This window comes from Psychrobacter glacincola (genome assembly GCF_904846075.1).
In the GTDB taxonomy this organism is placed as follows: domain Bacteria; phylum Pseudomonadota; class Gammaproteobacteria; order Pseudomonadales; family Moraxellaceae; genus Psychrobacter; species Psychrobacter glacincola_C.
The window spans coordinates 99,607-123,036 of sequence record NZ_CAJGZH010000003.1 but is presented as its reverse complement, the minus strand read 5'-3'; the positions used below and the strand labels follow the sequence as shown (position 1 = coordinate 123,036).

Annotated in this window: 20 protein-coding genes and 1 pseudogene; 12 read left to right on the top strand and 9 right to left on the bottom strand. The window is 42.3% G+C overall.

Translation table 11 applies throughout. The annotated features are described in order from the left end of the window. Positions 1-17: 17 nt before the first annotated feature. Positions 18-2,450 (bottom strand): endopeptidase La, encoded by a 2,433-nt coding sequence (gene lon, locus JMW85_RS11610; protein WP_201582156.1) that lies wholly within the window; start codon positions 2,448-2,450, stop codon positions 18-20. Positions 2,451-3,063: 613 nt separating this feature from the next. Here lon and JMW85_RS11605 point away from each other — a divergent pair. Further along, positions 3,064-4,437: a Na+/H+ antiporter family protein gene (locus JMW85_RS11605; protein WP_201581887.1), complete on the top strand. Its 1,374-nt coding sequence runs from the start codon at positions 3,064-3,066 to the stop codon at positions 4,435-4,437. Between the two features lie 73 nt (positions 4,438-4,510). On the opposite strand, the gene JMW85_RS11600 is transcribed toward JMW85_RS11605, so the two are convergent. Genes JMW85_RS11600 through JMW85_RS11590 form a run of 3 tightly spaced genes read right to left on the bottom strand, consistent with a single transcriptional unit; the run spans position 4,511 to position 5,854 of the window. Then, positions 4,511-4,972 carry a hypothetical protein gene (locus tag JMW85_RS11600; protein ID WP_060491666.1) on the bottom strand — a complete coding sequence of 154 codons (462 nt, stop codon included), beginning with the start codon at positions 4,970-4,972 and terminating at the stop codon, positions 4,511-4,513. Next, complete coding sequence (locus JMW85_RS11595) at positions 4,953-5,204, bottom strand: hypothetical protein (RefSeq protein WP_201581886.1); 252 nt, start codon at positions 5,202-5,204, stop codon at positions 4,953-4,955. Before JMW85_RS11595 ends, JMW85_RS11600 begins: the two co-directional genes overlap by 20 nt. Then, positions 5,204-5,854, bottom strand: a complete 651-nt coding sequence (locus tag JMW85_RS11590; protein ID WP_201581885.1) for a 5-formyltetrahydrofolate cyclo-ligase — start codon at positions 5,852-5,854, stop codon at positions 5,204-5,206. Before JMW85_RS11590 ends, JMW85_RS11595 begins: the two co-directional genes overlap by 1 nt. Before the next feature lie 195 nt (positions 5,855-6,049). Between JMW85_RS11590 and fumC the strand changes: the two genes are divergently transcribed. The 3 genes from fumC (at position 6,050) to JMW85_RS14325 (ending at position 8,857) form a co-directional block, all read left to right on the top strand. After that, positions 6,050-7,453: a class II fumarate hydratase gene (gene fumC, locus JMW85_RS11585; RefSeq protein ID WP_201581884.1), complete on the top strand. Its 1,404-nt coding sequence runs from the start codon at positions 6,050-6,052 to the stop codon at positions 7,451-7,453. Between the two features lie 267 nt (positions 7,454-7,720). Further along, positions 7,721-8,095, top strand: a complete 375-nt coding sequence (locus JMW85_RS11580; RefSeq protein ID WP_201581883.1) for a hypothetical protein — start codon at positions 7,721-7,723, stop codon at positions 8,093-8,095. 87 nt (positions 8,096-8,182) lie between these two features. Further along, positions 8,183-8,857 (top strand): DUF4145 domain-containing protein, encoded by a 675-nt coding sequence (locus JMW85_RS14325; protein WP_227681850.1) that lies wholly within the window; start codon positions 8,183-8,185, stop codon positions 8,855-8,857. Positions 8,858-9,026: 169 nt separating this feature from the next. Here JMW85_RS14325 and JMW85_RS11570 read toward each other — a convergent pair whose 3' ends face one another. From JMW85_RS11570 to JMW85_RS11555, 4 genes are all read right to left on the bottom strand, one after another. Beyond that, the gene (locus JMW85_RS11570) at positions 9,027-9,839 is read right to left on the bottom strand and encodes a MipA/OmpV family protein (RefSeq protein ID WP_201581882.1); all 813 of its coding nucleotides are present in this window, start codon (positions 9,837-9,839) and stop codon (positions 9,027-9,029) included. 229 nt (positions 9,840-10,068) lie between these two features. After that, the gene (locus JMW85_RS11565) at positions 10,069-11,043 is read right to left on the bottom strand and encodes a rhomboid family intramembrane serine protease (protein ID WP_201581881.1); all 975 of its coding nucleotides are present in this window, start codon (positions 11,041-11,043) and stop codon (positions 10,069-10,071) included. Positions 11,044-11,234: 191 nt separating this feature from the next. Continuing rightward, positions 11,235-12,422 (bottom strand): alpha-hydroxy acid oxidase, encoded by a 1,188-nt coding sequence (locus JMW85_RS11560; RefSeq protein ID WP_201581880.1) that lies wholly within the window; start codon positions 12,420-12,422, stop codon positions 11,235-11,237. Positions 12,423-12,458: 36 nt separating this feature from the next. Then, on the bottom strand, positions 12,459-12,776 hold the full coding sequence (locus JMW85_RS11555; RefSeq protein WP_087814428.1) for a glutaredoxin family protein: 318 nt from the start codon (positions 12,774-12,776) through the stop codon (positions 12,459-12,461). Positions 12,777-13,003: 227 nt separating this feature from the next. Between JMW85_RS11555 and mtgA the strand changes: the two genes are divergently transcribed. The 6 genes from mtgA (at position 13,004) to JMW85_RS11525 (ending at position 17,776) form a co-directional block, all read left to right on the top strand. Further along, a complete protein-coding gene (mtgA, locus tag JMW85_RS11550; RefSeq protein WP_045453173.1) occupies positions 13,004-13,690 on the top strand; it encodes a monofunctional biosynthetic peptidoglycan transglycosylase in 687 nt (228 codons plus the stop codon). Positions 13,691-13,900: 210 nt separating this feature from the next. Beyond that, a complete protein-coding gene (ppk1, locus tag JMW85_RS11545) occupies positions 13,901-16,108 on the top strand; it encodes a polyphosphate kinase 1 (protein ID WP_201582154.1) in 2,208 nt (735 codons plus the stop codon). 372 nt (positions 16,109-16,480) lie between these two features. Further along, positions 16,481-16,651: a hypothetical protein gene (locus JMW85_RS11540; RefSeq protein WP_173936719.1), complete on the top strand. Its 171-nt coding sequence runs from the start codon at positions 16,481-16,483 to the stop codon at positions 16,649-16,651. A gap of 75 nt (positions 16,652-16,726) precedes the next feature. Next, on the top strand, positions 16,727-16,978 hold the full coding sequence (locus JMW85_RS11535) for a hypothetical protein (protein ID WP_201581879.1): 252 nt from the start codon (positions 16,727-16,729) through the stop codon (positions 16,976-16,978). 123 nt (positions 16,979-17,101) lie between these two features. Next, entirely contained in the window at positions 17,102-17,494 is a 393-nt protein-coding gene (locus JMW85_RS11530) for a hypothetical protein (RefSeq protein ID WP_201581878.1), read from the top strand. Positions 17,495-17,572: 78 nt separating this feature from the next. Next, a complete protein-coding gene (locus tag JMW85_RS11525) occupies positions 17,573-17,776 on the top strand; it encodes a hypothetical protein (protein WP_045453159.1) in 204 nt (67 codons plus the stop codon). A gap of 155 nt (positions 17,777-17,931) precedes the next feature. Here the strand turns inward: JMW85_RS11525 and JMW85_RS11520 are convergent, their stop codons facing one another. Further along, positions 17,932-18,624 (bottom strand): tRNA-(ms[2]io[6]A)-hydroxylase, encoded by a 693-nt coding sequence (locus tag JMW85_RS11520; protein ID WP_374220463.1) that lies wholly within the window; start codon positions 18,622-18,624, stop codon positions 17,932-17,934. 680 nt (positions 18,625-19,304) lie between these two features. Here JMW85_RS11520 and JMW85_RS11515 point away from each other — a divergent pair. After that, positions 19,305-21,504, top strand: a pseudogene (locus tag JMW85_RS11515) (malate synthase G). A gap of 734 nt (positions 21,505-22,238) precedes the next feature. After that, positions 22,239-23,303: a porin gene (locus JMW85_RS11510; RefSeq protein WP_201581877.1), complete on the top strand. Its 1,065-nt coding sequence runs from the start codon at positions 22,239-22,241 to the stop codon at positions 23,301-23,303. The last annotated feature ends 127 nt before the right edge of the window (positions 23,304-23,430 follow it).

Sequence of the window (23,430 nt, the reverse complement as noted above, 5' to 3'; positions counted from 1 at the left end):
ATTAGTAACTAATCAGATTAGTTATGCAGCGCTTTACTTGAGGTTTTATCGACCGTTACTTTCGCAGGCTTAAGCGGAACTGGCATACTGACCAATGCAACCTTCAATATCTCATCAATCGTTGCCACTGGCTGAATGGTCAGACCGGCTTTGACGTTATCAGGGATATCGGCCAAGTCACGCTCATTAGTCGCTGGAATCAACACATGCTTGATACCACCACGATGCGCAGCTAACAGCTTCTCTTTTAGACCACCGATGCGTAGGATTTTACCGCGTAAGGTAATCTCACCTGTCATCGCAATATCTGGACGAATGGCAATGCCAGTTAAGGCGGAGACTAGCGCCGTCGTGAGCGCACCACCAGCCGATGGGCCATCCTTCGGCGTGGCACCTTCAGGCATATGCACGTGGACGTCAGTAGTCTTAAAGGTTTCATAATCAATCCCTAAGCTATCACCGCGAGCACGGACCACGCTCATTGCTGCACGAATTGACTCTTTCATTACATCGCCGAGTGAGCCTGTAAAGCTAAGCTCACCTTTGCCCTTCATCGCCACTGCTTCGATGGTTAATAGCTCGCCACCGACTTGCGTCCATGCCAAACCAGTAATACGACCAATCTCAGGCTCTTCTTCTGCCAGACCGTAGTCATACTGATGCACACCGAGATAGTCATCGATGTTTTTGTCATCGACTGTCACTAGCTGACGTTCTGCTTTTTTCGGAGCGCGGGCGCCATGTATCTCAACCGAACCGCGAACAACTTTACGGCAGATTTTATTCACTTCACGCTCAAGGTTACGCACACCTGCTTCACGGGTATAGCTACGCACGATGCTATGTAGTGCCGCTTCAACAATCTCAATTTCACCTTCTTTGAGACCGTTATTCTTAATCGCTTTTGGCACTAAGTACTTCTGTGCGATATTGACCTTTTCTTCTTCGGTATAACCCGGTAGACGAATGACTTCCATACGGTCAAGCAGAGCAGGCGGGATATCCATGCTATTAGCAGTACAGATGAACATCACTTGCGACAAATCTAAGTCCATATCTAAATAATGGTCGTTAAAGGTATCGTTCTGTGATGGGTCCAGTACTTCAAGCAAGGCTGATGCTGGGTCACCGCGGAAGTCTTGCGCCATCTTATCGATTTCATCTAATAAAAATAGCGGGTTTTTAACTTCAACTTTGGCTAGTGATTGGACAATTTTACCCGGCATAGCACCGATATAGGTACGGCGGTGACCACGGATTTCCGCTTCATCACGGACGCCACCTAGTGCCATACGCACAAACTTACGACCGGTAGCGCGCGCAATCGACTCGCCTAATGAGGTTTTACCAACACCCGGAGGACCGACTAAACAAAGAATCGGACCACGAAGTTTTTTCACTCGTGATTGTACGGCTAAGTATTCTAAGATGCGGTCTTTCACATCTTGTAAACCGTAGTGATCTTCGTCCAATACCGTTTTTGCTTTTTCTAAATTAATCGAAACCTTGGTTGTGGCATTCCACGGTGTGTCCAAAATCCATTCAATATAGTTACGCACCACTGACGATTCACTTGATGCTGGTGGCATCATCTTGAGCTTTTTCAGCTCTTGATCCGCTTTTTTACGCACATCTTCTGGCAAGTCAGCATCTTCTAGACGCTGCTCTAGCTCAGCCACATCATCTTCGCCATCAAATGCGCCGTCATTCATATCTGACAGCTCATTTTTAATGGCTTTCATCTTCTCGTTTAAGAAGTATTCGCGCTGATTGTCTTCCATTTGCTGACGGACAGCTTCTTGGATATCTTGCTCGATATTTTGTTCAGCACTCTGCTTAACCAAATATTCGGTTAAGGTATTGATATGGGTTTTAAGGTCATCATTTTCTAAGAATGATTGCTTAATATCTAAATCCATCGACACACGGGTCGAGATGAAATATACCAACTCAAGCAAGTCATCGATACGTTTTGCCACACGAGTCAGCTCACGAGCATTACGCAGACGCGCATCTGCGTAGCTTTCAAACAATGTGGTTAATGCTTGAATCGTATTTTTCTGCTGGCTCTCATCCATACTGACATCAAGGTCAGCACGCTCAAAGCTTGCCATCAATAATGTGTCGTGATTTTCTATAGTATCAACGCGCGCACGATATTGACCTTCGATCAATACTTTGATGCAGTTCTCATCACTGTCATGTGGCATGGTACTGACGATGCGGCAAACCGTACCGTATTGATACAAGTTATCTTGATCAATGTCTTCAGTCAGCGAGTCTTTTTGTGCCACGACCAAGACTTTGTTGCCGTACTCAGCCTGTGCCAATTCAACTGCCTTTACCGATGGCTCACGACCGACGAACAAAGCAATCTGCATGTGCGGATAAACGACAACATCGCGCAATGCCAGTAGTGGTAAATAGTTTTCTGTACCGTCACCTTTTATACTATCGTCTTTTGCGTCATCGTCTTCAATAGTGTTGTCGTCATCATTATCTTTATCATCACTATTTTTGCTATCACCATCTTCAACGCGATCAGCTGTTACAGCTACATCACCTGTCGTATCGTCAGGCGCGCTGTCTCGCTCCTGATCATTAGCAACAGTAGATGAAACGTCGACATCGATGTCGATATTGTCTTGGGCAATTTTATGTTCACTCATATATTCTTCCTCGTTCACCAGACTTGTAAAGTCAAGTTCGTGGTTCATGTTTAGATAAATGGTGCTCACCGATAAAATTGCAAGGCTTGTGGGCAAAGTCACACGCTTATCTGCGCAAAATAGTTATATCTATCTAAAGACTGCGAGTCATATTGTTATTTATAATTTTAAATATTAGCTGAAATTTAATGTATACAGAGCATGGGTAATAAGTGCATAGCTAACACCTATTGGGTTCTGTGCGTAGGATTTGTGTGCAAAATAAGGTAAACTGACGCGCGTCTTAAACGGTGGTTTTAGCGTTAAGCGGTTTAGAGGCGAGGGTGATATCTATCGTCCATGAGATATTAATAGGTCTTAATCAGGCTATAGCAGACAGAATAAGAGGCAATATATGACCATCAATGCGGTACTGCTGGCAGTCATCATCATGCTAGGGCTGTCTTTGGCGCGTGTACACGTGGTACTCAGCTTATTAATCGGTGCGCTGGCAGGCGGACTTATCGCTGGTTTGGGTATGACCGATACTTTGAATGCCTTTCAAGAAGGTATCCGTAATGGCGCACAAATTGCGCTGTCCTATGCGCTGCTTGGGGCTTTTGCAGTGGCGATTGCGCATTCAGGATTGCCACAGTCACTGGCAGGGGCGGTGATCAAACGCATTGATGCGGGCGGCCCAAGTATAAAAGCAGGTGGCATGATTAAATACATGCTGTTTGCAGGTTTAATCACCGTGAGCTGCTTCAGCCAAAACTTAATCCCTATTCATATTGCCTTTATTCCATTGCTAGTACCGCCATTATTGCTCGCCTTCAATCGCATGCACATTGATAGACGTTTAATTGCTTGTCTGCTGACTTTTGGTCTTGTGACTACTTACATGTTTATTCCGTATGGTTTTGGCGATATTTATCTCAATCAAATCATGCTGAAAAACGTCGGCGAAGCAGGCATTGATATCAGTAACATCTCAGTCACCAAAGCCATGGCAATTCCGGCTTTGGGTATGTTTGTAGGCTTACTCGTCGCCGTATTTATCAGCTACCGTAAACCGCGCCAGTATCAGCAGCTAGCAATCGATAAAGCTGCGCATGATGAAGTGTTAGAGGGTGACGCGTTAAGCAAAACCGCAGCTAGTGCGCAAACACAAAGTAAGATGAAAACGTTGGTGGCGCTTGCCGCGATTGTGACGGCATTTGTGGTGCAGATGTATACCGACTCACTTTTGCTTGGCTCGATGTTTGGCTTTGGCGTCTTTATGGCGACGGGCGTCGTTAAATGGAGTGAAGCTGATACGGTCTTTAATGACGGTATCAAGCTGATGGCGATGATCGGCTTTATTATGATTACCGCGCAAGGCTTTGCAGAAGTGATGAAAGCAACTGAGCAGATTCAGCCATTAGTTGATGGTGCCGCGTCATTATTCGCAGGTAATAAAGCGATAGCTGCATTTATTATGCTGTTAATTGGTTTAATTGTGACCATGGGTATTGGTTCGTCATTCTCAACCATTCCTATTTTGGCGGCGATTTATGTACCGCTATGTATCTCGTTAGGGTTTTCGCCATTGGCAACCGTGGCGATTATTGGTACGGCTGGTGCGCTCGGTGATGCAGGTTCTCCAGCATCAGATTCGACTCTTGGACCTACTTCTGGTCTAAACATCGACGGTCAGCATGACCATATCAAGGACAGTGTGGTGCCGACATTCTTGCATTACAACATTCCATTATTGATATTTGGTTGGATTGCAGCGATGGTGTTGTAGGCTATCAAAGTTAAGTAGAGTTTGGTGTAGGCTGGGTTTTTAACCCAGCTTTAAAATGTCAATTACCTTGTTATTAAACTGATTCTCTACGAAAAAATCGCCTTAAAACAAATAAATAGACCTGCCAAAAGCAAAGCAATAAAAATAGTAAAGAGGACAAAAACGTCCAAAAAATCATCCCACTTAATGACGGCGGTGCATGCATCGCCATCATACCGAAACCAAATAAAAATAAAATGCTAGTCCCCAGCATAGTGAAAAACTTCCAGCGACTATCCATATATACATCCATAGTCACCAGTAAGCTTAAATGAAACAGCATTCCTATTATTAATATAACGACTAATTCTATAGGATAGGGATGCGGAAGAGGAATATTCTGAACGTGAAGTAAATAGGGATCTGTGCTAAAACCTAAAGTGATAATAAGACCGACGAAAATGATCCACAAGATAGCAAAAACTACCCTTAGTGGTTTTGAGCGAAAGTAGCTCATTGTTGTCTTTGCAAATCCTCTATGGGTCTTTATTGTCATTTTCAAAATCTTTTATCCCATCATTAAAACTACGCAAAAACGCATCGCTTTGCGCCAGCAGTTTATTCAGACGCTCTTCATTGACTAGCCGTGTCATCTCCTCAGAACTAAAAGGTTGCTCTTGACTATAGTAACGCACCTCTCTAGCGTCCTCGTTACCTAACATTTGCAAATACTCATCCACATGATCAGCGCTAGAGTTAGTATCCATCGCTTGCTTATCCTCTTTCATCAAAACCACCTCAAGCCACTTGGGGTAATTAAGCCATCTAGTGGCACATCCCACGGTTGCCGCTGTAATTGTTCAACCACTTGAAAATCATAACACCAGCCTATCTTTAACGGTTTTTTTGCCCCTGATCGATAGCTGTAACCAAGCGTCGTATCATAAAAGCCGCCACCCATGCCCATACGATTGCCGTTGAGATCTACTGCCACGAGCGGACAAATAATCACATCTAATTCTCGTGCCCAAAGTAGACGGCGATGATGGTTTTGCTTCATGCCTAAGCTATGAATGCGAGTCGGTATATTGAGCAGCTTTGATTGATAAACAGGCACAAAGCGTAGATGTTTATCATCGCTGTTATTGCTAGTACGACCAAGTGAGCCAACGACTGGTAAGTAAGGAAAATAGCCTAAGCGTTGATACCAATCCAATAGTGGCTGAGTAGGTAATTCGCCAAAGCCATCGTAATATAAACCAATACGCGCACGCGGTGCTAAGCGCTGTTGCAACTTAACTAAATGCAAACTTGCCATGCGCGCGTATTGGCTGCGCTCCCCATCTGTTAACTGACGACGCTGGCGAGTAAATTGCCGTCTTGGCGGATTGCTAACGGTAGATGTCTGAAACTCAGAATGTTTTAACTCAGGATGCATAGATAGACTATCCCATAATGTATTAAATTGATGATGGCTGTTGCTTGTAGAGAGTAGCAATGGCTATTTGTGAATATTCAACACGGCCTAGTCATGCTATCATAACGCCACTTTACAGCGTATTTTCCTTTATGTGCAGCGTGTGTTGCACTTTTTTCATAGCAGCTATACAACAAACCATTAAAGAGGGTAGTTATGTCGACACAGAATCAGGCAACTCGTACCGAAAAAGATACCATGGGCAACGTGGAAGTCCCAGCTGACGCTTATTGGGGTGCGCAAACTCAGCGTAGCCGTGAAAACTTCAAAATCGGTGGCGAGACGTTGCCGCGTCCAATGATTGAAGCAATGGCACTGGTCAAAAAAGCCGCTGCGATTACCAATGCTGGCCTAGAGCGCATTGAAGGCGACAAGCGCGATTTAATCGTGCAAGCTGCTGACGAAATCATCAATGGTGGTCTAACGGATCAGTTCCCATTAGTCGTATGGCAGACAGGTTCTGGCACCCAGTCAAACATGAACATGAATGAAGTACTAGCCAACCGTGCCAACGAAATCGCTGGTTCTGAGCGCGGCAGCTACACGCCAATTCACCCAAATGATCATGTAAACCATGCACAGTCTACCAACGACAGCTTCCCAACGGCGATTCGTGTTGCCGCTGCGCGTGAAATCAACGGTTTATTGATTCCAGCCGTAAAAGCACTACGTGATACCTTGGCTGCTAAAGCGAAAGAATTTGATAGCATTGTTAAAATTGGTCGTACGCATTTACAAGACGCGACGCCTTTGACTTTAGGTCAAGAATTTAGCGGCTATGTAAGTCAACTTGACCATTCATTGACTCGTATCGACAACGCGCTACAAGGTCTATATGAATTGCCACTAGGCGGTACTGCGGTTGGTACTGGTCTAAACGCGCATCCTGACTATGCAGTAAAATCAGCTGAGCAGCTGTCAACCTTGACTGGACTGCCATTTGTCACATCACCAAACAAATTTGAAGCATTAGCCGCTCGTGATGCTGAAGTATTCGCGTCAGGCGCACTAAAAACCCTAGCAGCCAGCTTAAACAAAATCGCTAACGACGTACGTTGGTTGGCATCAGGTCCTCGTTGTGGTCTAGGCGAGTTGACGATCCCTGAAAATGAGCCAGGCTCATCTATCATGCCGGGTAAAGTAAACCCGACCCAATCAGAAGCAATGACCATGGTTGTCGCTCAAGTGATGGGTAACGATGTCACTATCAGCATGGCTGGCGCATCAGGTAACTTTGAACTAAACGTTTATAAGCCAGTAATTGCCTTTAACTTGTTGCAATCTATCAAGTTGCTTAGCGATGCTTGCAACAGCTTCAACGAAAACTGTGCCGTTGGTATCGAGCCAGTAAAAGACAAAATTGATGACTTTTTGCACAATTCATTGATGCTAGTGACTGCATTGAACCGTCATGTTGGTTATGAAAATGCTGCGAAAATCGCTAAGACAGCTTATAAAGAAAACAAAACTTTGAAGCAAGTGGCGGTTGAGCTAGAGCTACTAACTGAAGCGCAGTTCGATGAGTGGGTAATTCCTGCTGATATGGTAAATCCTAAGTAAGCTAACTAATAGTTTCTTAGAATAGAAAAAGACCTTGTCGTGTGGCAAGGTCTTTTTTATGATAATTTGACAGATGGTATTTGAAAAGCAATAGTTATAAAATTATAGAATTCTTGTTCATTAAAATATTGTGGTTTGTGTTTATAAAACTATATAATTGAAAATATAAATAATGTTCATTTTTGAAGCTCTGTTAGCACATTTAAATTTTTACTAGAGTAATAAATTTACTACTATCAACTTTGTATTTATGATTAAGGATTAATTATGTTTATAGATGAAGGTCATAGAATACATGATGTCTACCAAATTACTGAGGATGAGAAAGGTAAAATAAAAGCTTTTTTGCAAGGCGGAGTTTATTGCTGGTGTAAGAATAGAAAAGATGAATGGTTTTCGTTAAGAGATTTGATGGGTGGTGATAATTTTCATTGGCAAGGAACGCCTTTGATTAAGCTATATGAAAAGCACAAAAGTAAAGAAGACTCTGTAAAATCAGCTGGCATAGATGCAGGTTGGTTACTAAAAGCAGTAGTAAATGAGGATGAAAGAGTATTCGAAACTAAAAAAAGTGAATTAATAAACCATTACCGTTGGATTGAAAACAATTCTGTTGAAAATATTTTAGAAGTGGATAACTAAAGTATAGTGATTTTAAAATATTTATCTTAAAAGAAATACACTTTTTAGTGCCCCTAGCGCTTCCTGCAATTAGAAGAATTGATAATAATGAAATTTACTACACCAGAATTTAATAAAAATGGGTTTAATTGTCCTTTATGTGGTACTTATGCCCATATGACTTGGACTAATTTAGTCAATCAAGGTTACCTTACGAAATACCACGAGTCAATTTGTTCATACTGTAATGAAAAAAGTCTTTGGAGGGTAAATGGTTATAGTCAAAGTTCATCTGGACAGAACGTTGCGGAAGCTATACTTTTATTTCCAGATAATGGATTGGCGGCATTGCCTGAGGATGATATGCCCAGTGATGTAAAAGCCGACTATATTGAAGCGGCAAAAATATTTTCAAAGTCACCTCGTGGCTCAGCAGCTCTACTTAGACTAGCGTTGCAGAAGCTATGTAAGCATCTAGGTGAAAATGGTAAAAATATAAATACTGATATTCGTAGTCTTGCTTCTAAAAATATTCTACCTCCTATGGTTGTTAAAGTAGCTGATACGGTACGAATTACAGGAAATAATGCTGTTCATCCAGGAACAATGACAGACGAAGACTTTGACCAGGTAGCTTCCAAAATGTTTGATCTCCTTAATTTCATAGTAAAAAAAGGAATTTCAGAACCAAAAGAGCTAGAAGATTTATATCAACTCACACCAGAAGGCCCAAGAAAAGATGCAGAATCTAAGGATGCTAAATTCAAAGCTAATAATTCTTAATGATAGATTTGAAAGTGATTTCTAAAGTAAATTTCCTCTCATGCATCGCGTCCAATAATTATGCATTTTAGTAGTGTTCTGGCTACGCCCCACATCTAAAGTTATTCATTAAAAAGACCTTGCCACATTACGCGGCAAGGTCTTTTTACTATTAAATATCCAAGCCTAGTTAGAACTTATAAAGCAAACCAAGCGTCGAAGTTGACTCAGTACGCGAGTCAACCATTGGGCTATCATATTGCTCATTTGGCAGATAGCTTAAGCTTTGATTGGCAAACAATGCCCAGCGCTCATTGAAATCATAGTTGGCACTAATGTTAACGTAAGGATTCAAGCTCGAATTAGACTTATAGGCGGCGACGCCTGTTTCCGCTGACTCTTTTTTACTGACGCCATAATAGTATTCATTATAGTCAGCATCGTTGTATTCAAAGCCAATGCTTGGATAGACTGTTAGCTTGTCTTTTGTAATTCTAGCGAGGTAGGTCAAGCGAGCTGTGTTACCACCACTACGGTCTAAAACATCAGTTGCGATTTGAGCACGGAAACCACCGACGGGCGTGCGGCGCAAATAAGTTAGACCAGCAGCGACTGATGCTTCACGCTCATCAAGACCTTGTAATGCGCCTCTAGCATCATCAGGATCGAAATCGTTGCCAGCGAGCTGAGCATAAGCCGACAGCTGATTTTTGCCATCATTAATGATATAAGCACCCGCTTGGGCGCCGCGCACATAGAATCTATTGTTGTCATAAAACGCGCCTGGCAACACACGTACATCGAGGCTGTCTTCCATATCGTAGGCTGAGTTGACGGCTATGACGTTGACACCGACGCTTAATACAGCGTCTTGGTCAGTAGGTAAATTGTCCTTAAAAAGTGCAGCATTGGACATACTGGCGACACTAAATAACGCGGTAGCCGTTAATGCGCTAAGCATGACGCGCGTAGAAATATGAGGTAGCGCTACAGGTTTAAACATAATAGAGTCTCGTGAATGGATGAAATAATTGGGGGCAATTGTGTATAGTCAAGGAATTTTAGAATCGCTACAAGGCGACCGACCGCAGATAGTAAACTGAGTACATCTAGAGCGGGTAACACCGTAGCGGTTTAAAAGTGCTCTGACTGTAGCAAGAAGCGAGTAAGGAAAACCTAACCAATAAGCTGTTATCATGAACTATTTAGCAATGATAAATAACTATGAAAGTTTACTCAATGGTTTTTAATACTTGTAGTATTTGATCATGAATATCTTGCCACCACCAAATAAAGCCAATGCTAATCAGTAGCATCATTAGCCATGGTAGTAATTGCCAAATAAGGATAGATTTGGTCGGTGTTTCTTGTTCACTAAGGTGGCTGTGATTAGCATGAGTATTTAAGTGTGAGTTTACAGCAGAGTCGGGGTGGAAACTGCTGTTATTGTCAAAATCAGCATTATTAAAGTGCTCATTATTAGCAGAAGAATCAGTATCGCTGCTTACTGGAAAATTGATATAAGTCGTTCGATAATGGTCTTCATAAGTAGCTGGGTTAGGCATATTCTGTAGCGCTATTGTCATACGCTGACGGTAGGCGATTGCGAATGCCAGGGCAATCACTAAGCCAGTCACCGCGCCGCCAATATGCCCCGCATTGTCGATACCCGGTACGGCAAAACCATAAACAAGGTTAATGCCCATGATAAATAGCAAGCTCTTAAGATTGAGCACCATGCCATTGACCGTTATTTTAAACAGTGCGGCTATCAATAATGCCGCGCCGATACCCATGATGCCACCTGACGCCCCAGCCGATAGACCCGGTTGACCAGTTCCTTCTACGATACTATGCCACGTGACATAGTTATTCAGTAAGTTGCCCCCGATCGCCGCCAGTAAAAACAATGCCAAAAACTTGGCTGAGCCAAACATCGGCTCGGCAATCTGCCCAAAGAAATACATGGCAAATCCATTAAACAATAAATGCATCAAGCCGATGTGTAAAAAGGCACTGCTGACCAAGCGCCACGGCTCATCGCCCATGGTAAATGGCAATGCATTGGCACCCCATTTTAAGAGCGCCTCAGTCGATGGATTATTGGCATCGACGCCTGTCAGTACCTGTATGATGAATAACCCAATAAAGCTAGCTAGTAACAGCGTGGTGACAGGGGCTGTTTTTAATAATTGTTGAATGGTCATAAAGGTGAGATATCATTAGAATGTTGTAAATAGAGTATAAAGGGTATGGTCAAATAATGTCAGACATCTGCATGACATTATGATTTGATGAGTAGTACTCTTAAACGATTAGTACTCTTAAACGATTAGTACTCTTAAACGATTAGTGCCCTTAATGGTGGATCGTTTTAACGACCGTTTTAATGACAAATTTAACGATTAGCAACTTTGAGGTTCTCATAAGTGCCCTTTACCAATATATCAGTGGTGACCTTATTGATATCGGTATGACCACAGAACGCCATCGATAGATCGCATTCTTTATGGATGATTTCCAGCGCACGGCGCACGCCATCTTCGCCATAAGCGCCCAGACCATAAAGAAAAGCGCGACCAATCATCGTGCCTTTTGCACCCAATGCGCGCGCTTTTAGTACATCCTGACCCGAGCGAATGCCGCTGTCTAACCACACCTCGATATCGCTATTTTCAGCATGCACCGCTTGTACGATATCGGATAGGGCAGATATGGAAGAGAGGGCGCCATCTAATTGACGACCACCGTGGTTTGAGACGACCAGTGCATCGGCACCGCTACGAGCAGCCATAATGGCATCTTCAGGTTCCATGATACCTTTAATAATTAATTTGCCGCCCCACATATCTTTGATGCGTGCCACATCATCCCAGCTCAAGCGCGGATCAAATTGTTCTTCCGTCCAAGCGGTGAGAGAAGATAAGTCGTCGACGCCTTTTGCATGACCGACGATGTTGCCAAAGCTATGACGTTTGGTGCCCAGCATATTCATACACCACTGCGGCTTGGTCATCAAGTTGACGATATTGGCAAGTGTAGGTCTAGGCGGTGCAGACAAGCCATTTTTGATGTCCTTATGGCGCTGTCCCAGCACTTGTAAATCCGCGGTAAGAATCAACGCCGAACAATTGGCATCTTTCGCCCGCTGAATTAAATTGGCCACATAGTCATGATCGCGCATCACATATAGCTGAAACCAAAAGGGCTTGCTGGTATGAGTGGCGATATCTTCGATAGAGCAGATACTCATGGTCGATAGCGAAAACGGTATGCCGAATTTTTCTGCTGCCTGCGCTGCATGAATCTCGCCATCCGCCCACATCATACCGGTAAAGCCAGTGGGCGCGATGGCGACGGGCATTTTTACTTCTTCGCCAATCATGTGGGTTGCTAGACTGCGATTGTCCATATCTACCAATACCCGCTGGCGTAACTTGATACGGTCAAAGTCGGTTTCATTGCTACGATAAGTCGTCTCAGTCCATGAGCCTGAATCCACATAATCATAAAACATACGCGGTACTTTACGTTCGGCAACGCGGCGCAGGTCTTCAATTTCAGTAATTTTGCTCAAATTTTTCATTATGTTCTCGCTACATCGTTTTTTATTGTAGGATTGCTATGATTGTATGAAAAGTTGCTGTAAATCCATGACTGAAAATGGATAGTTTAATCGTGTTGATGGTGTCAAAATCACCGGAATAGTAGTGGCAAATTCCATCATCAATGGTTCATCGAAATGAGCGATATCGACCTGTTGACAGGCAATCGGCTGTACAGCTTGAAATTGAGTCAGCACTTGCTTCGCGATGTCGCACAAATGACAGCCAGACGTTCCAAGTAGCCACCATTTATCATTATTTTCAGCATGACCAAGATCGGGGTTTGCAGCAACCATACGTTCTCGTAAGGCTTTTATATTATTATCATCGTACATATTTATTCTCTTGTCTTAATACTTGTCACAAAGTTTCGGTTTTTAGGACTTCGATTGCCAGTATAAATACGGCCTGATCTTTTTTACGTAGACTCTATGGCATGATAAAGAAGTGGGGTAAGTAATGACAGCGATTGTGAGATTAGGTAAGATGACCTGCTGTTTTTAATTACTGGCTCTTCAGCTCATCTTATCTTATTACCTTTTCAATCACTTGGATATCGCGCATGGCAAGTTTTGGCAAATTTTTCAAACGATTATTGATGGCAATCATGCTATTGGTCGTCGCATTTCATGTATTAGTTGCTGGGCTACTATTAATTTGGAAAACGCAGCCGATTAATAACAGCATGTTTATGCTGACTCATCGTTTGACGGGTGGTACTGTCACCCAGACTTGGGCTGAATACGATGCCATCGCAAAATCTGCCAAACAAGCCGCGATAGTGAGTGAGGATTCGACATTTAGTCAGCACAATGGTTTTGATTTTAAAGGCATTGAGGCGGCACGTAAGAAAAATGAAGAGACGGGTAAGATGTCCGCTGGTGGCTCGACGATTACCCAGCAACTAGCAAAAAACTTATTTTTGACCTCGCATCGCTCGTATGTTCGTAAAATTGAGGAAGCGATTATCACTGTCATGATTGAAACATTATGGGATAAGCAGCGTATCTTGACCGCTTATCTCAATGTGGCAGAGTTTGGCAATGGCATTTATGGTATCGAAGCAGCAGCTCAGCATTACTTTGATAAATCTGCGGCCAAGCTGAACCGTGATGAATCAGCCTTACTTATCGCTATGTTGACCAATCCAAAATACTACGAAGACAATCAGGGTGATAGACGTTTACGCAATAAACAACGTATTATCAAAAAGCGCATGAGCAATGCGGTGTTACCACAATCGGCTTAATGGATTGTACCTAATACTATTTAACAAATAGCGCCGTGTTTTTGAATGATAGTTTTAAGTGACGGTTTTAAGCGATAGTTTTGAATGGCAGTTTCGAGTAGTAATGAATGAAGAAAGAACCCTGATAAATTTCTTAGTGGAAAGCGATTATAAAAGACAATTGGTATTGAAGATGATGGCGTATCGATAACGCAAAGGAGTAGTGACGTGATGGATGTGAATAATAAGCAGGACACTGATAGCAATAATACGGTGATAGCAGTTGATAATAAAAGCCATACAGAGAGTCGCAATGACCATTTAACTGAGGTTGCATGGCAGCGTTCAGAAGACGGCAGCTATTCACCCAGCAGTTATATCAATCGCGACTTGTCTTTATTACAGTTTCATTTACGTGTCTTAGCGCAGGCAGCAAGTCCTCATCATCCGCTACTTGAGCGCTTGTTTTTCTTGATTATTTTCTCATCGAATATCGATGAGTTTTTTGAGATTCGTGTCGCAGGCATTATGCAAAAGCTCAATATGGGTGATGTCTCGACCAGTGTTCATGGCATGCGTCCTAGTGAAGTGCTGAATGAGATATCCACCGTAATGCACGATGCCATCGCTGAGCAATATCGTATTCTCAATGAAGATATCTTACCAGCACTGGCGCTTGAGGATATCCGTTATCTAAAACGCGATGAGCTAAATGCTGAGCAATCGGCATGGATGAAGCGCTACTTTACTGAGCAAGTATCGCCAGTGTTGACACCGATTAGCATCGATCCGGCGCATCCGTTTCCGCGTTTGGTCAATAAGAGCTTAAACTTCATCGCTACTTTAGAAGGTAAAGATGCCTTTGGTCGTGATATCAATCTAGCGATTGTGCCCGCACCGCGCAGTTTGCCGCGCGTGATTCGCCTGCCTGATGAGCTGACAGGTGGCAAAGAACATCACGTCATGCTCTCAGCTATTATTCATGAGCATATCGGCGAGCTGTTCCCTGGGATGAGTGTGACTGGCTGCCATCAGTTTAGACTGACGCGCAATGCCGATTTAGATTTGGCTGATGATGTTGAAGATATTGCTAAAGCTCTGGAGGGCGAGCTAGAAAACCGCCGTTTCGGTGATAAAGTGCGGCTAGAAGTCACAACCGATTGTCCAACGCCTATCAGTGATTATTTGCTTAATGAATTTGAGCTGCATGACAATCAGCTGTACCGCGTCAATGGTCCTGTCAACTTAACACGCTTATTATTTGATTTCAATATTCCAGCGCTGCGCTATCAGCCCTTTACCCATGTGGTGCCAAAAGAGTTCCGCCGTGAAATGGATAAGCTGGATAAAGCAACCAGTATGTTTGCCGCCATGCGTAAAAGCGATGTGCTGGTGCATCATCCTTTTCATGCGTTTTCACCGATTATCAATCTGCTTTGGCAAGCGGCGAGCGATCCAAAAGTGTTAGCGATTAAGCAGACATTGTACCGCTCAGGCACCAATTCAGAAATCGTTAAAGCATTGGCTGCTGCTGCTCGTAATGGTAAAGAAGTCACTGCCGTCATCGAGCTGCGTGCGCGTTTCGATGAAGCCTCTAATATCGCCGTCGCCAATTATTTGCAAGAAGCGGGTGCGGTCGTCGTGTACGGGATTGTCGGCTATAAAACCCACGCCAAGCTGATGCTCATTGTGCGCCGTGAGGATGATCGAATCCGCCGCTATGTGCACTTAGGGACGGGCAACTATCATGCCGCCAATGCCAAAGTTTATACCGATTATGGTTTATTTAGCGCAGATCCTGATATCTCAGAGGATGTACATAATATATTTCAAGAGCTGACGGGAATGGGTAAGCCTGCCAATCTCAAAAAGCTGCTGCATGCGCCTTTTACCTTGCATGATAAGTTGATAAGCTTTATCGATGATGAAATTGCTCATGCAAAAGCCGGCAAGCGCGCTCATATTATCGTTAAGGTTAATGCTTTAACCGAACGTCGATTGATTAGCAAGTTATACGATGCCTCGCAAGCAGGCGTCAAAATCGAGCTCATTTTACGCTCTATGTGTTGTTTGCGTCCGCAAGTAAAAGGTCTATCAGAAAACATTACCGTACGCTCTGTTATCGGGCGTTTTTTAGAGCATACGCGTGTCTATTATTTCTATAATAATGGCGACGAGCGCTTATATTGTGGTAGTGCAGACTGGATGGATCGTAATTTATTCCATCGCGTCGAAGTGGCATTTCCAATCGAAGACAAAAAACTATTCAAACAAGTATATCAAGACGGTTTACTTAACTATCTGAAAGACAATACCCAAGCATGGATACTTAGCGGTGATGGTACTTGGCAGCAGCTGCAGCCAGCCGCAGGTGAAACGCCGCATACTGCTCAAGAGTATTTATTAAAAGTGATTAATGGCGTTGATGCATCAAGCTAGCTTAATATTTCAACGATATCCTCAAAGCGGTAAAGACGTCTTTACGATCACTAAATACCAAGCAAAAAACCAAGTGTAGAGTATTCTCTATGCTTGGTTTTTTTTGGATAAACGATTTGTCTAAGTTACAAACTGTCTTGTAACCTCACATTTATTCACATATTGATACGGCAGCACACTGGTGCAGTCCGTTATCTCATCCTTATAATCAAGGTCAGCCCTCACGCTATTATTAAACGGATTTGATGGTTTAATACACCATTAGCACTCTAGTAATTCATGCAAAATTGCTCGTATTACTATCATTGATCGTATTACGAAAAAGAGTAGGGACTGACTAAATCAACGAATTATAAAAATAGGAAACACCTTATGAGCAATACCGATAACGACACATCAGATATCAAAAAAGCTGCTGAGCAAGCAGACAGTCAGCAAATTGCGCGAAATCTCAAAGACAAGAAAGAGGTCTATGCACCTGAAACATTAAGTAAAGATGAGCAAACCTCTTTTATTGAAGATGATTTGCGTACGGATAAATGATAAATAAGCTGTGACATAAATATTTGGATTAACTTATTTTATCTATTAATGACATATTGATGCGAGGGATCTGCAATGCCAAATAATACTCATCCAAATCACGAAGAAGCAGTACCAGTTCGTGATCCAGCCGCCTTACACCCAGACAATGCACAAGACAGTTATGAAGGTCGTAAGCACGAACCTAATATCGATGGCCCACAACAAGAGTCGCAAGAAACGGACGAGATATATGTTGACCCTCGTAAAGAAGAGAATTTATCCGCTGGCGGCAAGAACGTCGCAGATTTGAATGCCTATGACCTAAGCCAAGAAGGCAATGAATAGTACGGCTTACAGGCTAGGTTGATTGGGTATTAAATTAAGCTCACCTTTTGCTAAACCGCCATAAAAACTCTAAGCACATTAAGCAATTGCCAGAACACGAATAACAATAATAAGGATATAGCCATGCAAACCAATGATCCAGCACTCACCAAGACACGCATCAGTAAAAATGATGACTCAATCAATAGTGATGATTCTGCTAATAGCTTCTCTAGTAGTCCTACTTCTAATGAGCATAGTGATACTGATAGTGGCATTGAAAAGAACATCACTGAAAATAAAGGAACGGATACTTTTAAAGAAGGCGTCGTCCACTCAGAGCATGTCAATGATAATGACAACCCTGCACGTCAGCCTGATCGTCGAGACCAAGAAGGTAACGCCTTTGATGATGGTGTGAATGAGCATACGATGGTTAGCGAGACATCCAAAAGCGAAGGTATTAACAACATGAATCGTTATGCAAATATCGATAACGCCCAAACACGGGTGTTAAATCCTGACGAAAAGGATTAATAGCTTTTTATGAAAAATTGATTAAACACAGATTTTTTTATCTTTAGAGAATGACTATTATGATAATAAGGAGTAATGATGAATACGCCAGATGATAAGGCTGTCAACCAAGAAGACCATCAGTTAAGAGATGCGAACGATAACCATGGCATCGTACCTGATGATGCGCTACAAAAAGTCAATCCAGCAGCGGCAGAAAGGGCAACCGATGATCACGATCCTCATCATGTTGCGAAGGATAATAAACAGTACGACAGCTCATTAATGAAAGATGATAAATAACCGTTCATTTTGCTATAACGAAGTTCAAATAAAAGGCTCATAAGTGAAGTAGCAGACCAGAGCATGAAGCTTGGTTAGTTACTTCACTTATTATCTGTATAATTTTTATTGTATAAGAGAGTATCTAATCGAAAATGATACCTAATATGATGTATTTAAGCAGGTGTACCGCTATGAAAGCGTAGCTCATGATCTGGGCTAGAAATCAGTTCTGCTTCTACTTCTTTAAAAAATGCGACACGCTCATCAATATCATCCTCAGACAGTGATTGAGCTAAGGCTAAATAATCCTCAAAGTGACGACTCTCTGACTTAAGTAAGTAGCGATAATACTTTGCCAAGCGTTCGTCGTCGATGACCTCAGCAAGGGCGGCAAAACGTTCACAAGAGCGTGCTTCGATAAATGCGCCAATTATCAACACATCAACCATCGCTGCTGGCTCATAAGTACGTTTGTGTTTTAACATGCCTTTAGCATAACGTCCAGCACTCAGATATTTCCACGCCTGACCACGGTCATTCATAATACCTAAAACCTGCTCATAATGCAGCATTTCTTCGCGTATCAATTGTGCCAATTTACGCTGCAAATCATAAGAAAACTCATAGCGGAATATGAGATTCATGGCAGTGCCAGCGGCCTTTTTTTCGCAATTGGCATGATCTTGAATGATCATCGGTACATTCGCAATCGCCGCATCAACCCAAGCTTGTGTTGTGCGCGCACCCAAAAAATTATAAACAGCAGATAGGTCCTTGATTGGGGTGCGTAGCTTTGTGATATCAACATCGTCCTCTTCTATCTCGTCTTTTACTATACGAGGTTCTTCTATATTGCTGTCGTTCATAACTTTGTCGTTACTGTCCTTGGTTCTTATATATTCTTTATTCATAGTTTTTGCCATAATCGAACGTTTAAAAAATCTTTTACTAATATTAGATAGATAACGGTTAAGCATAAATCCATGGAGTAATGATTACTGACAGTTTGTCTATGCGATATCAAGTATTGATCAATAAGCACTAATAAAACCTCTTAGCGCCTGTCTCATATAGATTATCATTATAATACAACCCCAGTATTTATCTAGTGAATGATGTTTTCTTGTTTATTTCTTTATTTGATAGTAGGATGATATTTTGCTTAAGCGCTATTTTGTCTTACTATTGATGTGTCGCCATATTGTGTTGTCGCAGTGGTGATGATTGCCAATGTTATGCAGTTGAAACCGTTTACAGTAGGTGCAAGGCAACCGAGCTCAAATCGTACACTGAGTACATTAAGCAAGGTTGACACCATCATCCGTTATAAATGCTTTGACCATGCTAATGGCTAATGCAGCAAAAATAGGTTAATAGCATAGCATAAATAGTTAATTTGCTATTCACCACAAGCTTGTATGATATATCAGTAGGTTTGCTTAGTATTTCATCTAAATTTGGAATAGATGCCTAAGACCGACAATGTGTAATCATTGCGGTAGCAACTTCGTATTCACACCCCTCACGAACAGATAAGGATAACAACATGAGCCAGTCTTCTAACGCCAATCGTATTCAAAAAGGCATTCTTGCCATCGACCAGCAATTGTATGACTTTATTGAAAACGAAGTGCTGCCGAAAGTCGGTGTTGATTCAGACAGTTATTGGTCAGGTTTTGAAAAGGTCATTAAAGAGTTTACGCCGCGCAATAAAGCATTGCTTGCAACTCGTGACAAGATTCAAGCGCAGATCGACCAGTGGCACCTGCAACATCCTGCCAAAGACGGCAACATTGATTATCTTGCTTACAAAGCATTCTTACAAGAGATTGGCTATCTGTTGCCAGAAGGCGATGATTTTAAAGTTAGCACAGAAAATGTCGATGACGAGATTGCTCATATTGCAGGCCCGCAGTTGGTCGTACCAGTACGTAATGCGCGCTACGCATTGAACGCGACCAACGCTCGTTGGGGCAGCTTGTATGATGCTTTATATGGTACTGACGTTATCAGTGATGAAAATGGTCAAGAAGCAAAAGGTGGTTACAACCCAACTCGCGGTGCTGCTGTCGTTGCTTATGCCAAACAATTCCTAGATGAAAACTTTGCATTGGCGTCAGGTTCATATAACGATGCGACCGGCTTTAAAGTGGTCGATGGTAAGCTTAAAATTGTCCAAGGTGATAGCAGTACTGAGCTAAAAGATGCCGAAAAATTCGTTGGTTTCGTCGGTGATGCAGAAAGCCCAACGGGTATTTTATTAAAAAACAACGGTTTGCATGCAGAGATTCAAATAGATGCCAACCATCCAGTCGGTAAAGACGACCCTGCACATATCAAAGATGTGCTACTAGAGTCAGCTATTACGGCAATTCAAGACTGTGAAGACTCAATCGCTGCCGTCGATGCAGAAGAAAAAGTGGAAGTGTATCGCAATTGGCTTGGTCTCATGAATGGTGACTTGCAAGAAACCTTTGAAAAAGGTGGCAAAACCCGCACACGTCAGCAAAATCCAGATCGTGAATACACCACCCCAGGTGGTGGTAAGCTTATCCTGCCAGGTCGTTCGTTATTACTGATTCGTAACGTCGGTCACCTCATGCAAAACCCTGCAATATTGGTCGACTTGGGTGATGGTCAAGAACAAATATTTGAAGGCTTAATGGATGGTCTAATTACACCACTATTAACGCTCAATGACCTTAAAGGTAAAAATGCGCTATCGAATTCACGTAAAGGTTCAATGTATATCGTTAAACCAAAAATGCATGGCCCTGAAGAAGTCAAAATGGCCAACGATTTATTCAATGCAGTAGAAGACTTATTAGGATTAGAGCGTAATACCATCAAAATCGGTATCATGGATGAAGAGCGCCGCATGACGGTCAACTTGAAAGAAGCCATCCGCCAAGCGAAAGAGCGTGTCATTTTCATCAACACAGGTTTCTTAGATCGTACTGGTGATGAGATGCATACCAGCATGAATGCAGGTCCATTTGTACCTAAGGGTGAGATGAAGTCACAAGCATGGCAGCCAGCTTATGAGCAGTGGAACGTTGATATCGGTTTAGAGACTGGTTTACAGGGTGTTGCTCAGATTGGTAAAGGCATGTGGGCGAAGCCTGACGAGATGAAAGAGATGATGGACACCAAAGCTGCTGCATCCTAAGTCTGGAGCCAGTACCGCATGGGTACCGTCACCAACAGGGGCAACCTTGCACAGCATGCACTATCATCAAGTGAGTGTTGCTGATGTTCAAGACAGCCTAAAATCACGTGAGCGTGCCAGATTAGACGACATTTTGACCATTCCATTAGCAAAAAATACTAATTGGACAGATGAAGAGAAACAACAAGAGCTTGAAAATAACGCTCAGGGCATCTTAGGATATGTTGTGCGTTGGGTAAACCAAGGCGTTGGTTGTTCTAAAGTACCGGATATCAATGATGTTGGTCTAATGGAAGACCGTGCAACTTTACGTATCTCAAGTCAACATATTGCCAACTGGTTGCATCACGATGTCGTGAGCGAGCAGCAAGTGATGGATACGATGAAGCGTATGGCAAAAGTAGTTGATGAGCAAAATGCAGGCGATAGCGACTATCAGACGATGGCAGATAGCTTTGACCACTCTTATGCCTTTAAAGCGGCCTGTGACTTAGTGTTTAAAGGTCGTGAGCAGCCGAGTGGTTATACTGAGCCATTATTGCATCAGGCACGTCTTGATCTAAAAGCAGGCTGCTAATATTGCGCAGGTTAATATTAGAATATGGCATACTTGACATTCTATTATGATACTGTCATGACTAAATGAGGCTTGTTATTGGCTTTTATACTTAATAAGAAGTCTGTGATAGCCATTGACTAAGGTTATAGTCTGGAAACAAGAGCAGTGAAAATACCTTTTTTACTGTTCTTGTAGCAATTTTCCGATCTCAATTGTGACTGTCAGTATGTCATAAACCACATTTATTATTTTTTATTAGCCGTACTTGTTAATGAACAAGTACGGCTTTATTTTTGTTAATGAAAGAGTATTCATTACGCTAGTTTCAAGTTCTTGGTAATTATATTAATCAATAGTATCTTTATCTATTTGAGCAGATAGGGATTTTTTTTACAATGACCTACATTCTATAGTGGATATAGCATTCAACAAATACTGGGTTTAAAAAGCGAAAAAAAATGTTGCAAATTATGTCAAAGTTGTTATGCTTGTATTCGAAGTATGAGTTTGGTAACGGATGTTACGCAACGGAGCGATAAAGACCTAAGATTACATGGCAGTTACTTTTTAATCCCAGTTATGTAAGTCATTGTTTTTTTCATCTTACTGTAATAGAACTTCGCCACACTTGTTTCTGACTAATCTCGGTAGCCAGTTACACATTATATCTTTGAGGATTTGTGACGATACCATTATGAGCACCAGCTAATCATAGCTAGCTTATTACTAAAATTGTAAAGTGGAGATACCCCATGAAAAAACTACTTTTAGCTACAGCAGTTGCTGCCTTATCTGTATCTGCAGCCAATGCAGCTCCTACCGTATATGGTAAAGGTTTTTTAACTTTAGATTTAAACACTGGTGACGTTGATACAACAGTCACGACTTATAACGTTGATGGAAGTGTTAATGAGGTTGTTAAGAGCTCTGAAGATGCTGATGGCCGTAGCCAGTTAAACTCAAATGCTTCACGTATTGGTCTAAAAGGTTCTGAAGCATTAACTGCAAACACAGATCTTCTTTATCAACTTGAATACGGTATCGATATTGATGCTGGCGATCGTTTTGTAGATGCAGCCGGTGGCGGACGTATGGAGAAATCGGATCAGTTCTATTCTCGTGACACTTATCTTGGTTTGAAAAACGCACAGTATGGTACATTACTTGCTGGTCGTTTATCAGCTATCGATGACTATGTAAACTTTGCTAACGTTACCCAAGGTGGCGTACTAGGTGGAGATGCTGTACTTGCTAGCTTTGATGCACCACGTACAAACAATACTTTCAACTACTTTACCCCTAGTATCAACGGCATGCAGTTCATGGCAATGTACGCAATGGACGAAGACAATGGTACTGATACACTAGGTCGTGATGCATTTGGTCTTGGTGGTAAATATGAAACAGGTCCAATGAATGTTGGCGCTACGTATATCCAAGCTGGCGACTTTAAAGTTGCTCGTGTTAGTGGTAACTATGCTATCAGCCCAGTGGTTACATTAGGTGCTCTATATCAAAACACTGATTTTGACAGTGATGACAACGAAAATGCATTCACTATCAGTGGCGAAATGAAAACCGCTACTCCTTGGACTGCTTACGCTCAAGGTGATTTCGTAAACAACGTTGGCGGTGCTGACGACGCTGAGGCTTTCCGTACAGTTGTAGGCGGCAAATATGCATTTAATGCTGCAACGACTGGTCACCTATATGGCGCTTATTTAAGCTCAGAGGCTACAGTAACTGCACCTCTTGTAAAAGCTGAGAGCGAGTTTGACGGTTTCGGTATCGGTGGTGGTGTAGAATACAAATTCTAATCTAAGCATTAGAATCTGATTATAAAAACTCATCCTTCGGGGTGAGTTTTTTTGTTATATCCTTTTTGAGTGGGTAGTGCGTTATAATAGCTAAGTACTAAAGATTGAATGTTTCAAAGAGTTTGTG